The organism is Streptomyces sp. NPDC086989 (genome assembly GCF_044745505.1).
Classification (GTDB): Bacteria; Actinomycetota; Actinomycetes; order Streptomycetales; family Streptomycetaceae; genus Streptomyces.
Genome location: NZ_JBIVAL010000011.1, coordinates 173817 through 189453 on the forward strand (window position 1 = coordinate 173817; position 15637 = coordinate 189453).

Genomic DNA, 15637 nt, shown 5'->3' on the forward strand with positions numbered 1-15637 from the left:
GTTGACTTCAGATGCCTGACCAGGACAAACTCCGCGACTATCTCAAGCGCGCCACCGCCGACCTGCAGAGCGCCAAGCGGCGCCTGCGGGAAGCCGAGGCCCGTGAACACGAGCCGATCGCGATCGTCGGAATGAGCTGCCGCTACCCCGGCGGGATCGGATCCCCCGAGGACCTGTGGGACCTGGTGGCCTCGGGCGGCGACGGGATCACCGGCTTCCCCCTCAACCGCGGCTGGGACGTCGACGGGCTGTACGACCCGGAGCCCGGGACGCCCGGGAAGTCGTACGCCCGCGAGGGCGGCTTCCTGCACGACGCCGACCGGTTCGACGCCGACTTCTTCAAGATCAGCCCCAAGGAGGCGCGGGAGACCGACCCCCAGCAGCGCCTGCTGCTGGAAACCTCCTGGGAGGCGCTGGAGCGCGCGACCATCGACCCGCACTCGCTGCGCGGCAGCCGCACCGGCGTCTACGCGGGCGTCGTCTACCACGACTACCCCTCCGACGGAGGGATCGGCGGCCTCGGCTCCATCGCCTCCGGCCGCATCTCCTACACCCTCGGCCTCGAGGGCCCCGCGGTCACCGTCGACACGGCCTGCTCCTCCTCGCTGGTCGCCCTGCACTGGGCGGTCAAGGCCCTGCGCGCCGGGGAGTGCACCCTCGCCCTGGCCGGCGGCGTGACCGTCATGGCCACCCCCACCTCCTTCGTCGGGTTCAGCCAGGAGCGCGGCCTCGCCCCCAACGGCCGCTGCAAGTCCTTCGCCGCGGCCGCCGACGGCACCGGCTGGGGCGAAGGGGCCGGCATGCTCGTCGTCGAACGGCTCTCCGACGCCCGCCGCAACGGCCACCCGGTGCTCGCCGTCATCCGCGGCTCCGCCATCAACCAGGACGGCGCCTCCAACGGCATCACCGCCCCCAACGGCCCCTCCCAGCAGCGGCTGATCGAGCAGACGCTCGCCGGTGCGCAGCTCACCGCCGACCAGGTCGACGCGGTCGAGGCGCACGGCACCGGCACCACCCTGGGCGACCCGATCGAGGCGCAGGCGCTGCTCGCCACGTACGGCAAGGGCCGCCCCGCGGACCGGCCGCTGTGGCTGGGCTCGATCAAGTCGAACATCGGCCACGCGCAGGCCGCGGCCGGCGTCGGCGGCATCATCAAGATGGTCGAGGCGATCCGCCACGGCATCCTGCCCAAGACCCTGCACGTCGACGAGCCGACCCCGAAGGTCGACTGGTCCGCGGGGAACATCCGGCTGCTCACCGAGGCCGTCGCCTGGCCCGAGACCGGGGAGCCGCGGCGCGCCGCCGTCTCCGCGTTCGGCCTCAGCGGCACCAACGCGCACGTCATCATCGAGGCCGCGCCCGCCGAGGACGCCCCGGCCGCCGAGGACGCCGACACCACCGCGCCCGCCGCGGCCACCGGCGCCGCGGCCCCCGCGCTGCTGCCGCTGTCGGCGAAGACCGCCGACGCCCTGCGCGCCCAGGCGGCCAACCTGCTGGACCACTTGGCCGGCCGGGACGCCGCCGGGGACGAGGCCTCCGTACGCGACCTCGGTCACTCGCTGGCCGTCACCCGCGCCGCGCTGGAGCACCGCGCCGTCCTGCTCGCCGCGGACCGCGAGGAGCTCGTACGGGGCCTGGCGGCGCTCGCGGACGGCGACACCCCGGGCGACGCCGCCCGCGCCGTCGCCGAACCCGACGTCCGCACCGCCTTCCTCTTCTCCGGCCAGGGCGCCCAGCGCCTGGGCATGGGCCGTGGACTGCACGCCGCCTTCCCTGTCTTCGCCGAGGCCCTCGACGAGGCGGCCGCCGCCCTCGACGCGCACCTCGACGCCCCGCTGAAGCACGTGATGTGGGGCGAGGACGAAGAGGCGCTGAACGACACCGCCTACGCCCAGCCCGCGCTGTTCGCCGTCGAGACCGCCCTGTTCCGGCTCGTCCGGTCCTGGGGCCTGCGCCCCGACCTGCTGGCCGGCCACTCGATCGGCGAGATCAGCGCGGCCCACGCCGCCGGCGTCCTCGACCTCGCCGACGCCGCCCGCCTCGTCACCGCACGCGGCCGCCTCATGCAGGCCCTGCCCGCGGGCGGTGCCATGGCCGCGCTCCAGGCCACCGAGGAGGAGGTCCGCCCCCACCTCACCGACGGCGTCGGCATCGCCGCGGTCAACGGCCCCCGCGCGGTGGTCGTCTCCGGCGAGCAGGACACCGTCCGCGCCATCGCCGCCCACTTCGGGCAGGAGGGCCGCAAGACGAAGGAACTGCGGGTCTCGCACGCCTTTCACTCCCCGCTCATGGACCCGATGCTGGAGGACTTCCGCCAGGTCGCGCAGAGCGTCACCTGGAACGAGGCCCGGATCCCCGTCGTGTCGAACCTGACCGGCCGCCCCGCAGGGCCCGGTGAGCTCCAGAGCGCCGACTACTGGGTCCGCCACGTCCGCGAGGCCGTCCGCTTCTGCGACGCCCTGCGCTCCCTCGAAGCCGACGGCGCCCGCATCCTCCTCGAACTGGGCCCGGACGCCGCGCTCACCCCGATGGCCGCCGACTCGCTGACGGCCGAGTCCGGCGCAGTCGCCGTACCCGCCCTGCGCCGCGGCCGCGACGAGGCGCGCACCCTCCTGGCCGCCGTCGCCCAGGCCTTCGCCCGCGGCGCCGACCTGGACTGGGACGCCCTGTCCGGCGGTCCGGCCCGCCGCCTCCCGCTGCCCACGTACCCGTTCCAGCACCGCAGCTTCTGGGCCGACACCGTCCCCGCCACCCCCGGCCTCCTCGCCGCGGGCGCCGGCGGCGGCGCGGCCGACCCCGCCGACACCGCCTTCTGGGACGCCGTCGAGCACGCCGACGCCGACACGCTCGCCGGCCGGCTGGACATCGCCGCCGACCCGCTGCACGAGGTGCTGCCCGCCCTCTCGAAGTGGCGCCGCCGCCACCGCGACGCGTACACCCTCGACTCCTGGCGCTACCGCGTCGTCTGGCAGCCCGCCCCCGACACCCTGCCCGCCGCGGCCCTGACCGGCACCTGGCTCGTCGCCGTGACCCCGGGGACGGCCGCCGACCCGCGGCTCGCCGCCGTGCTCGCCGCCATCGCCGACGCCGGGGCCACCCCCGAGACCGTCGAGGTGGACGGACCGGACCGCGCCGCGCTCACCGAGGCGCTGCGCGGCCGCACCGCAGCCGGCGTGCTCTCGCTGCTCTCCCTCGACGAACACCCCCACCCCGGCCACCCGGGCCTTTCCCGGGGCCTCGCCGCCACCATCACCCTGGTCCAGGCGCACGGCGACGCCGGCCTCACCGCCCCGCTGTGGCTCGCCACCTCCGGGGCGGCCGCTGTGGCCGGCTCCCACGAGGTGACGTCCGTCGCCCAGACCCCCCTGTGGGGCCTCGCCGGCGCCCTCGCCCTCGACCTCCCGCAGACCTGGGGCGGCATCGTCGACCTGCCCGCCGCCGCCGACGCCGGCAGCGCCCGGCACCTGTGCTCGCTGCTCACCGACACCTCGGGCGAGGACGCCGTCGCGCTCCGCCCGCAGGGAGTCTTCGTCCGCCGCCTCGTGCGCGCCCCCCTCGCCGGGCAGGAGCCCCGCCGCACCTGGCAGCCGCACGGCACCGTCCTCATCACGGGCGGCACCGGCGGCCTCGGCGCCCACGTGGCCCGCACGTTCGCCGCCGAGGGCGCCGGGCACCTGCTGCTCACCAGCCGCAGCGGCCGCGCCGCCGCCGGCACCGACGAGCTCGTCGCCGAACTGACGGCCCTGGGCGCCCGCGTGACCGTCGAGGCCTGTGACGTCACCGACCGCGCCTCCCTCTCCCGCGTCCTGGACTCCGTACCCGGGGACCAGCCGCTCACCGCCGTCATCCACGCCGCCGGCGCCATGCAGCGCATCGCCCCGCTCGCCGACCTCTCCCTGGAGGAGTTCGCCGAGGTCGGGCACGCCAAGGTCACCGGAGCCGTCCTCCTCGACGAACTGCTGGCCGACCGGGAGCTGGACGCCTTCGTCCTCTTCTCCTCCGGCGCGGCCGTCTGGGGCAGCGCCGGCCAGAGCGCCTACGCCGCGGCCAACGCCCACCTCGACGGCCTCGCCCACCGGCGCCGCGCCCAGGGCCGTACGGTGACCTCCGTCGCCTGGAGCTCGTGGGACGGCGGCATGGTCGACGCCGAACTCGGCGCGATGATGCGCCGGATCGGCGCGCCCGCCATGCGGCCCTCCATCGCGGTCGGCGCGCTGCGCCAGGTCATCGAGCACGAGGAGAGCCACCTCGTGGTCGCCGAGTTCGACTGGGAGCGCTTCGTCCCCACGTACACGCTGGCCCGGCCCCGCCCGCTGCTGAACGCCCTGCCCGAGGTGCGCGACATCCTCGCCGGCGCCGCCGGCCCGGCGGCCGCGGGCGGCGGATCCGCACTGGTGGCCTCGCTGGCCGGCAAGCCGGAGGCGGAGCAGACCCGCGCCCTGCTGGACCTGGTCCGGGGCAAGGTCGCCGCCCTGCTCGGCTACGACTCCCCGGCGGAACTCGAACCGACCCGCGCCTTCGAGGACCTCGGCTTCGACTCCGTCGCCGCCGTGGAACTGCGCTCGCGCCTGAGTGAGGCGACCGGCGCGAACCTGCCGAGCACGATGGTCTTCGACTACGCGACCCCCGCCGCGCTGGCCGCGTTCCTGCGCACCGAGCTGTTCCAGGACGGCGACGGCGGCCCCGCCGACGTGCTCACCGAGCTGGACCGCTTCGAGGAGCTCGCCGCCTCCCTCGACATCGAACAGATCCGCTCCAGCCGGATCACCTCACGGCTGCAAGCCCTGGTCGGCAGGCTCACGGACCTCCAGGGAACCGGCGAGATGGTCCGCGACCAGCTCGAATCCGCCTCGGCGGACGACGTCTTCGCCTTCATCGACAGAGAACTCGGCCTGGCCTGACCGAGCCCCGAGCACGTAGCCGACACATTCATCAAAAGGACTCGGTGAGACCCGACATGGCAAATGACGAGAAGATCCTCGACTACCTGAAGAAAGTCACGGCCGATCTGCACCAGACCCGGCAGCGGCTCCAGGACGTCGAGGCTCAGGCGCGGGAGCCGATCGCGATCGTGGCCATGAGCTGCCGCTACCCCGGTGGGATCACCACGCCGGAAGAGCTGTGGCAGCTGGTTGCCGAAGGCCGCGACGCCGTGGCGGGCATGCCCACCGACCGTGGCTGGGACCTCGAGACCCTGATGGACCCGAACCCCGACGCCCCCGGGGCGAGCTACGTCCACCAGGGCGGCTTCCTGGAGAACGCCGGCATGTTCGACCCCGGCTTCTTCGGGCTCAGCCCCCTGGAGGCGGAGGGCACCGACCCGCAGCAGCGCCTCATCCTCGAAGTGTCCTGGGAGGCGTTCGAGCGCGCCGGCATCGACCCGGAGACCCTGCGGGGGAGCCAGGTCGGGGTCTACATGGGCTCGGGCATCCAGGACTACGGCGACTACGACGAAGGCGTCCCGGAAGCCGTCGAGGCGTTCATGGCGACCTCGCGCGCCTCGTCCGTCATCTCCGGCCGGGTCTCCTACACCCTGGGCCTGGAGGGTCCCGCCTTCACCGTCGACACCGCCTGCTCGTCCTCCCTGGTGGCCATCCACCTCGCCGCGCAGGCCCTGCGCCAGAACGAGTGCAGGCTCGCCCTGGCCGGCGGCGTGATGATCATGTCGACGGCGTCCCCGTTCGTCGCGTTCAGCAAGCAGAAGGGCCTGTCCCCGGACGGCCGCTGCAAGGCGTTCTCCGACTCCGCCGACGGCACCGGCTGGGCCGAGGGCGCCGCCGTCATCCTCCTGGAGCGCCTCTCCGACGCCCGCCGCAACGGCCACGAGGTCCTCGCGGTGATCCAGGGCTCGGCGATCAACCAGGACGGCGCCTCGAACGGGCTCACCGCGCCCAACGGCCCCGCCCAGCAGAAGGTGATCCGCCAGGCCCTGGCCAACGCCGAGATCCCCGGCGCCCACGTCGACCTCGTCGAGGCCCACGGCACCGGCACCACCCTCGGCGACCCCATCGAGGCCCAGGCCCTGCTCGCCACCTACGGCCAGGACCACACCGCCCAGCGGCCGCTGCGCCTCGGCTCGTTCAAGTCGAACATCGGCCACGCCCAGGGCGCGGCCGGCGTCGGCGGCGTCATCAAGACCGTCATGGCGATGCGCAACGGCCTCATGCCGCGCACCCTGCACGTCTCCGAGCCGTCCAGCCACGTCGACTGGAGCGCCGGCCACGTCGAACTGCTCACCGAGGCGCTGCCCTGGCCCAAGGCCGAGGACCACGCCCGCACCGCCGGCGTCTCCGCGTTCGGCCTCAGCGGCACCAACGCCCACGTCATCCTTCAGGAGGCACCGGAGCCCGAGCCGGCCGCCGCGGCCGCCGAGCCGGTCCGTCACGCCCCGGCCGTCACCTCCCCGGTCCTGCCGTACGTCGTCTCGGCGCGCAGCGCCCAGGCGCTGCGCGGGCAGGCGCAGAAGCTCGCCTCGTTCGTCCGCGAGCGCGCGGGGGACGAGGACCCGAGCGGCATCGGCCACGCCCTGATCACCCGCCGGACCGCCTTCGACCACCGCGCCGTCGTCCTCGGCCAGGACCGCGAAGCCCTGCTGGCGGGGCTCGACACCCTCGCCGACGGCGGCAAGGCCCCGAACCTGGTCCGCGGCACCGCGTCCGGCTCCCCGCAGGTCGCGTTCGTCTTCCCCGGCCAGGGCTCGCAGTGGATCGGCATGGCCGTCGAACTGCTCGACTCCTCGCCGGTGTTCGCCGAGCGGATGCGGGAGTGCGCCGAGGCCCTCGCGCAGTTCACCGACTGGAACCTCATCGACGTCGTACGCGGTGAGCCCGGCGCCCCCACGTACGACGAGGTCGACGTGGTCCAGCCGGTGCTGTGGGCCGTCATGGTCTCGCTGGCCGGGCTGTGGCGCTCCTTCGGCGTGGAGCCGGCCGCGGTCGTCGGCCACTCCCAGGGCGAGATCGCGGCGGCCACCGTCGCCGGCGCCCTCTCCCTGGAGGACGGCGCCCGCGTCGTCGCCCTCCGCAGCAAGATCATCCGGTCCGGGCTGGCCGGCCGCGGCGGCATGATGTCGGTCCGCCTGCCGTCCGCCGAGGTCCGCGAACTCATCGCCCGCTGGGACGGCCGCCTCCAGCTCGCCGTCGTCAACAGCCCCACCTCGGTCGTCGTCTGCGGTCACCCCGAGAACCTCGACGAGCTGTACGCGCACCTGGAGGCGGAGGGCGTCCAGGCCCGCAAGATCCCCGTCGACTACGCCTCGCACTCCGTCTTCGTCGAGGAGATCCGCGACGAGGTCCGCGCGGCCCTGTCCGGGGTGAGCCCCCGCTCCGCGGACGTCGCGTTCTACTCGACCGTCGTCGGCGCGCCCGTCGACACCGCCACCCTCGACGCCGACTACTGGTACCGCAACCTGCGCCAGACCGTCCTCTTCGAGGAGACCACCCGCGCCCTCCTGGACGACGGCTTCACCGTCTTCGTCGAGGCCAGCCCCCACCCCGGCCTGCTCGTCGGCCTCGCCGAAACCGTCTCCGCCGTCGGCGTCGGCGCCGCGCCCGTCGGCTCGCTGCGCCGCGGCGAAGGCGGCATGCAGCGCTTCGCCACCTCCCTGGCCGAGGCCTGGGCGGCCGGTGCGCCCGTCGACTGGACCCTCTTCCACGGCTGCGCCCCCGCCCGCCCCGTCGACCTGCCGACGTACGCCTTCCAGCGCGAGCACTACTGGGCCCCGGCCCCCGCGGGCACCGGCGACGTCGAGGCCGCCGGCCTCGACCCCGCCGGCCACCCGCTGCTCGGCGCCGTGATCACCGCGCCCGACAGCGACGGCTTCACGCTGACCGGCCGCCTCGCCACCGCCACCCACGGCTGGCTCGGCGACCACCGGGTCGGCGAGCAGGTCTTCTTCCCCGGCACCGGCTTCGTCGAACTGGCCGTCCTGGCCGGCGACCGGGCCGGCTGCACCACCGTCGAGGAACTCACCCTGGAGGCGCCGCTGGTGCTGCCCGCGCGCGGCGGCGTCGCCGTCCGGGTCACCGTCGACGCGCCCGACCCGGCCGGCCGCAGGGCCGTGAGCGTCCACTCACGCGGCGAGGACACGGGCCTGTCCTGGACCCGCCACGCGGTCGGCACCCTCGGCACCGCCGCAGCCCCCGCCCGCCCCTTCGACACCACCGTGTGGCCGCCCGCCGGCGCCGAGCCCGTCGACCTCGACGGCTTCTACGAGAACGTCGCCGCGGAAGGCCTGAACTACGGCCCCGTCTTCCGGGGCCTCACCGCCGCCTGGCGCCTCGGCGAGGACCTGTACGCCGAGGCCGCCCTGCCCGACGGCACCGACGGCTCCCCGTACGGACTGCACCCGGCACTGCTGGACGCGGCGCTGCACACCGTCGCGCTGACCGGCGTCACCGGCGACCGGGCGGCCCTGCCGTTCGCCTGGTCCGGGGTCACCCTCGCCGCCGAGGGCGCCTCCGCCGTCCGTGTACGGGTCGGCGCACTCGGCGACGGCGAGGTCGCCGTCGACCTCGCCGACGCCTCCGGGCAGCCCGTCGCCTCGGTCGACTCGCTCGTCCTGCGGCCGCTCACCGACGACCGGCTCGCCCAGGACCGCTCCCTCACCCGGGACGCCCTGTTCCGCATCGACTGGCAGGCCCTCCCGGCGGCCGCCGCCGACGCCACCTCCGCCACGTGGGAGGCCATCCGGTCCGCCGCCGGGGACACCGGGCCGGCCGACCTGGTCCTGTGGGACGCCCCCGCCGGGAACGGGGCCGAAGCCGCCCGCACCGCCGCGCACGAAGCCCTCGCCGTCGTCCGGGAATGGCTCGCGGACGAGCGGTACGCCGCCTCGGTCCTCGTCGTCCGCACCCGCGGCGCCGTCGCCGCCCGGGCCGGCGAGGACGTCACCGACCTGGCCGGCGCCACCGTCTGGGGCCTGGTCAGATCGGCCCAGTCCGAGAACCCCGGCCGCGTCGTCCTGGCCGACGCCGCGACCGACGCCGACGTCCTCACCGCGTACGCCGCCGGCGAGTCCCAGATCGCCGTCCGCGACGGCGTCGCGTACGCGCCGCGCCTGGTCCGCGCCGCAGCGCCCGCCGCGGGCGACGACGCGAGTGACGACGGCGCCGCACCGCGGTTCGCCGCGGACGGCACCGTCCTGCTCACCGGCGGCACCGGCATGCTCGGCCGGCTCTTCGCCCGCCACCTGATCACCGCGCACGGCGTGCGCCGCCTGCTGCTCGCCGGCCGCCGCGGCCCGGACGCCGAAGGCGCCGCCGAACTCGCCGCCGAGCTCACCGGACTCGGCGCCCACGTCGACATCGCGGCCTGCGACGCCGCCGACCGCGACGCCCTCGCCGCCCTGCTGGCCACCGTCCCGGCCGCGCACCCCCTCACCGGGGTCGTCCACCTGGCGGGCGTGCTCGACGACGGCGTCCTCGGCTCGCTCACCCCCGAGCGCATCGACGCCGTCCTGCGCCCCAAGGTCGACGCTGCGCTCAACCTGCACGAACTCACCGCCGACGCCGACCTCTCGGCGTTCGTCCTCTTCTCCTCCGTCGCCGGTGTGTTCGGCAACCCCGGCCAGGCCAACTACGCGGCCGCCAACGCCTTCCTGGACGGCCTCGCCGCCCACCGGCAGGCCCGCGGGCTGCCCGCCCAGTCCCTCGCCTGGGGCTTCTGGGGCGAGGCCAGCGCCATGACCGGCAGCCTGACGGACGCCGAACGCTCCCGCATCTCGCAGGGCGGCGTCTTCCCGATCTCCGCCGACGAGGGCGTCGCGCTGTTCGACGCCGCCGGGCGCGCCGGCGACGCCACCCTGGTGCCCGTCAAGCTGGACCTCGGTGCCATCCGAGCCCAGGGTGCGAGCGCCCGCGAGGTGTTCCGCTCCCTCGCCCCGGTCACCGCCCGCCGCAAGGCCGGCGGGAAGGTCGAGGCCGGCGCCCTCCAGCAGCGGCTGGCCGCACTGCCCGCCGCGGACCGCGAAGAGGTGCTCGTCGAGCTGGTGCTGCGGCAGGTCGCCGACGTACTCGGCTTCAGCTCGACCCAGGCCATCGAGCCGGAGCGGGCGTTCAAGGAGCTCGGCTTCGACTCGCTGCGCGCCGTCGAGTTCCGCAACGGACTCGCCGAGGCCACCGGCCTGCGCCTGCCCGCCACCATCGTCTTCGACTACCCCAACCCCCTCGGGCTGGCCCGTCACCTGCTCACCGAGGTGTCCGGACTGCCCGAGGCCGCAGCCGCACGGCCCGCGGCGGCCCGCAGGGCGGCCGCCGCGACCGCCGACGACGACCTCGTCGCCATCGTCGGCATGGCCTGCCGCTACCCCGGCGGCATCACCTCGCCCGCCGGCCTGTGGCGGGCCGTCGCCGACGGCGTCGACGCGATCTCCGACTTCCCGGCCGACCGGGGCTGGGACCTGGCCCGCATCTACGACCCGACCGGAGCGCGCCCCGACACCAGCTATGTCGCCCAGGGCGGATTCCTCCACGACGCGGGCGACTTCGACCCCGATTTCTTCGGCATCAGCCCGAACGAGGCGCTGATCATGGACCCGCAGCAGCGGCTGCTGCTGGAGGCGTCCTGGGAGGCCTTCGAGGACGCGGGCATCGACCCGCGCACCCTCAAGGGAAGCAGCACCGGCGTCTACTCCGGGATGATGTACCACGACTACGCGCACAACGCGTCCACGGGCGGCATCGCCTCGGGCCGGGTGTCGTACGTCCTCGGTGTCGAGGGCCCGTCCATGACGGTCGACACGGCCTGCTCCTCCTCCCTCGTCTCCCTGCACCTGGCCATCCAGGCGCTGCGGTCCGGCGAGTGCACCCTCGCCCTGGCCGGCGGCGTCACCGTGATGTCCGACCCCGAGGTGTTCGTCGAGTTCAGCCGCCAGAAGGGCATGGCCAGGGACGGCCGCTGCAAGTCCTTCGCGGGCGCCGCCGACGGCGCTGCCTGGTCGGAGGGCGTCGGCGTCCTCGTCGTCGAGCGCCTCTCGGACGCCCGCCGCAACGGCCACCGCGTCCTGGCCGTCGTACGGGGCTCCGCCGTCAACCAGGACGGCGCCTCCAACGGCCTCACCGCCCCCAACGGCCCCTCGCAGCAGCGCGTCATCCGCGCCGCCCTGGACAGCGCCGGCCTGACCACCGCCGACGTCGACGTCGTCGAGGCCCACGGCACCGGCACCACCCTCGGCGACCCGATCGAGGCGCAGGCCGTCCTCGCCACCTACGGCCAGGACCGCGACGAGGACAAGCCGCTGTGGCTCGGCTCCCTCAAGTCGAACATCGGCCACGCCCAGGCCGCCGCCGGCGTCGGCGGCGTCATCAAGATGGTGCAGGCCCTGCGCCACGGCCTGATGCCGAAGACCCTGCACGTCGACGAGCCCACCCCGGTCGTCGACTGGGAAGCGGGCAACGTCAGGCTGCTCCAGGAGCCGGTCGAGTGGCCCGCCACGGCCGGCCGTCCGCGCCGCGCCGGCATCTCCTCCTTCGGCCTCAGCGGCACGAACGCCCACGTCATCCTCGAAGAGGCACCGGCCGACGCCACGGCGCCGGCCGGTGAACACCGCGAACTGCCCCTCGTACCGGTCGTGCTGTCGGCCCGCAGCCCGCAGGCCCTCGCCGAGCAGGCACAGCGCCTGCTGGCACGGGTCGGCGAGGACACGGAGCTCTCGCTGACCGACCTCGGCCACGCGGCCGCCACCTCCCGCACCCCCCACGACCACCGCGCCGCGGTGATCGCCGGGAACCGCGGGGAACTGCTCGCCGGACTCGCCGCGCTGGCCGAAGGATCGGCGACGGCGGGCGTGGTCCACGGCGCCGTACGGGACGGCAAGCCGGCCTTCCTGTTCACGGGCCAGGGCGCGCAGCGCCCGGGCATGGGACGTGAACTGCACGCCGCCTTCCCGGTGTTCGCCGCCGCCCTCGACGAAGTCGTCGCCGCCCTCGACACCTACCTCGACGCCCCGCTGTACCAGGTGATGTGGGGCGAGTCCGCCGAGGACGAGGCACTGCTCAACAGCACCGCCTACACCCAGCCCGCCCTGTTCGCCGTCGAGACGGCCCTCTTCCGGCTCGTCGAGTCCTGGGGCGTCCGCCCGTCCTTCCTGGCCGGCCACTCCATCGGCGAGATCACCGCGGCCCACGCGGCCGGCGTGCTCTCCCTTCAGGACGCGGCCCGCCTCGTCGCCGCACGCGGCCGCCTGATGCAGGCACTGCCCGCAGGCGGTGCGATGGCCGCCATCGAGGCCACGGAGGAAGAGGTCCTGCCGCACCTGACCGACACCGCCGGCATCGCGGCCGTCAACAGCCCGCGCTCCCTGGTCGTCTCGGGCGCGGAGGAGGCGGTGGAGGAGATCACCGCCGTCTTCACCGCACTGGGCCGCAAGACGACCAGGCTGCGCGTCTCGCACGCCTTCCACTCGCCGCTGATGGATCCGGTCCTCGCCGAGTTCCACCTCGTCGCCGAGAACGTCACCTACCACCAGCCGAAGATCCCCGTGGTCTCCGGCGTGCACGGGGAGATCAGCGAGGACTGGGGCACCCCGGAGTACTGGACCCGCCACCTGCGCGAGGCCGTCCGCTTCGCCGACACCGTCCGGTACCTGCACGGCCAGGGCGTCACCCGCTTCGTCGAGCTCGGCCCCGACGCCATCCTGTCGGCCCTGACCGGCACGACCCTGGACGGCCAGGACGTCACCGTCGAGCCGCTCCTGCGGGGGAACCGCCCCGAGCCGCGGACCCTGCTCACCGCACTGGCCCGCCTGCACACCACCGGCACGCGCATCGACTGGCAGGCCTTCTACGCCGGCACCGGCGCGCGCCGCGTCGACCTGCCGACGTACGCCTTCCAGCGCCGCCGGTTCTGGATCCTCGACGGCCAGGCGGGCGGCGACGCCACCTCCCTCGGCCTCTCCACGGTCGACCACCCGCTGCTCGGCGCGGTGATCTCCGCGCCCGAGACGGACGGGATCGTCCTCACGGGCCGCCTCGCGCTCTCCGCCCAGCCCTGGCTGGCCGACCACAAGGTCGGCGAGACCGTCCTGTTCCCCGGGACCGGCTTCGTGGAGCTCGCCGTCCAGGCGGGCGACCGGATCGGCTGCCCGGCCGTGGACGAACTGACGCTGGAGGCGCCGCTGGTGCTCCCGCCGCACGGCGGAGTCGCCGTGCGGGTCGCGGTCGGCGCCCCCGACGCGTCGGGCCGGCGCCCGGTCACCTTCCACTCGCGCGGCGAGGACGAGGACCTGCCGTGGGTGCGGCACGCGGTGGGCACGCTCGCCGAGGAGCCCGCCGAGCCCACGCGCCCCTTCGACGCGACGGCCTGGCCGCCCGCCGGCGCCGAGCCGGTGGACCTGGACGGCTTCTACGCCGACGTGGCCGAGGCCGGCCTCGCCTACGGCCCCGTCTTCCAGGGCATGAAGGCCGCCTGGCGCTCCGGCGACGACGTGTACGCCGAGGTCGCGCTGCCCGACGGCGTGGAACCGGACGGATACGGCGTCCACCCCGCGCTGCTCGACGCGGCGCTGCACCCCGTCGCCCTGTCCGGAGTGACCGGCGGAGAGGCCGCCCTGCCGTTCGCCCTCTCCGGCGTCTCGCTCTCCGCGGACGGCGCCGCGAGCCTGCGCGTACGGGTCTCCGCCCGCGGTGAGGGCTCGGTCGCCGTCGACCTCGCGGACGCCTCCGGGGTCCCCGTCGCCTCGCTCGCCTCGCTGATGCTGCGCCCGCTGGCCGCGGAGCAGCTGGCCGCCGACGGCCGCTCGGTGGTCCGGGACGCACTGTTCCGGATCGACTGGCCGAAGCAGCCTTCCGCGGCGGCCGCGGACACCCCCGTGGAGGCCTGGCAGTCGCTCGGCGACGGCCCGGTCGCGGACACCGTCGTCTGGGACGCCCCCGCCGGCTCGGACGCCGCCGCGGTGCACACCGCCGTCGGCGGGGCCCTGGAGGTCCTGCGGGAATGGCTGGCCGGTGAACGCTTCGAAGGCTCGACGCTCGTCGTCCGCACCCGCGGCGCCGTCGCCGTCGCCGACGAGCACGTGGGCAACCTGGCCGGCGCCGCCGTCTGGGGCCTGGTGAAGACCGCGCAGTCGGAGAACCCGGGCCGCGTCCTCCTCCTCGACACCGACACCGCCGACCCCGCGGACACGGCGGACGTCGCCCTCGCGGTGGCCTCCGGCGAACCGCAGGCCGCCGTACGGGCCGGCGCCGTCCACGCCCCGCGCCTCGTACGGGCCGCGGCGGACGCCGACACCGCGACGACCCCGGCCGCCGAGTTCGCCCCCGGCGGAACGGTGCTGATCACCGGCGGTACGGGCATGCTGGGCCGGCTGTTCGCCCGGCACCTGATCACCGAGCGCGGTGTGAGCCGCCTGCTGCTGACGAGCCGCCGCGGCCCCGACGCCGAGGGAGCGGCCGAACTGGCCGCCGAACTCACGGAGCTGGGGGCCGAGGTGGAGATCGCGGCCTGCGACACCTCCGACCGGGACGCCCTCGCCGCCCTCCTGGCGGCCGTCCCGGCCGCCCACCCGCTGACCGGCGTGATCCACATGGCCGGTGTCCTGGACGACGGCGTCCTCGCCTCCCTGACCCCCGAACGCGTGAGGGCGGTCCTGCGGCCCAAGGTCGACGCCGCCCTGCACCTGCACGAGCTGACCGAGGGCCTGGACCTGGCCGCGTTCATCCTCTTCTCCTCCGTGGCCGGTGTGCTCGGCAACCCGGGCCAGGCCAACTACGCGGCCGCCAACGCCTTCCTGGACGCCCTCGCCACCCACCGCCGGGACCGGGGCCTGCCCGCCCAGGCCCTCGCCTGGGGGCCGTGGGCGGCCGAGGGGGCCGGCGGCGGCATGGCCGGCGAGCTGGCCGCCGCCGACAGCGGCCGCATGAGCCGCATCGGCATCGAGACGCTGTCGGGCGCCTCGGGCACCGAGGTGTTCGACGCGGCCCGCACGCTCGGCGCACCCGCCCTGGTGACGATCCTGCTGAACACGAAGGCGATGCGCGGCGCCACCGACCTCCCGGACCTGTTCCGGAGCCTGGTGCCCGCCCGCTCGCGCCGCCGCGCGGAGTCCGGATCCACGGTCGACGTCACGGCGTTCCGCCGCCGGATGGCCGGCCTGACCGAGGCGGCCCGTACCGACGAACTCGTCGACCTCGTACGGGCCCACGCGGCCGCGATCCTCGGCCACTCGGGGGCGACGTCGATCGGCAAGAGCCGCGAGTTCAAGGAACTCGGATTCGACTCGCTGTCCGCCGTCGAATTCCGCAACAGCCTCGCCGAGGCCACCGGACTGCGACTGCCGGCCACGCTCGTCTTCGACTACCCCAACTCCCAGTCCCTCGCGGAGCACTTCGCCGAGGAGCTGCGGCCGAAGGACGGAGCCGACGGGACCGGCGCAGGCGGCGACGCGGCCGCCCCCGACTCCGACGAGGGCAGGATCCGCCGCCTGCTCCAGACCGTCCCCATGGCCCGCCTGCGCGAACTGGGCCTGGTGGACACCCTGCTCGAACTCGCCGACGGACGAGCGGAACACACGGAGTCCACGACGGTCGCCGCAGAGGAAGAGGCGATCGACGACATGGACGCCGAGAGTCTGATCAACATGGCGCTCGACGGTCTCGGGCTGGACGACGCGATACAGGGAATGTGAGAAGCCGATGTCCAA

General features: G+C 75.1%; 2 protein-coding genes. Both read left to right on the plus strand.

Annotation, left to right across the window (positions count from 1 at the left end; all coding sequences use genetic code 11):
- Window positions 1-11 precede the first annotated feature (11 nt).
- On the plus strand, window positions 12-4901 hold the full coding sequence (locus tag ACIPK4_RS26365; protein WP_402316591.1) for a type I polyketide synthase: 4890 nt from the start codon (window positions 12-14) through the stop codon (window positions 4899-4901).
- Window positions 4902-4945: 44 nt separating this feature from the next.
- Window positions 4946-15622: a type I polyketide synthase gene (locus ACIPK4_RS26370; protein WP_402316593.1), complete on the plus strand. Its 10677-nt coding sequence runs from the start codon at window positions 4946-4948 to the stop codon at window positions 15620-15622.
- The last annotated feature ends 15 nt before the right edge of the window (window positions 15623-15637 follow it).

Excerpts from the sequence above, each read along its gene's own strand:
- ACIPK4_RS26365 (WP_402316591.1), top strand. The coding sequence starts at position 12 with ATGCCTGACCAGGACAAACTCCGCGACTATCTCAAGCGCGCCACCGCC.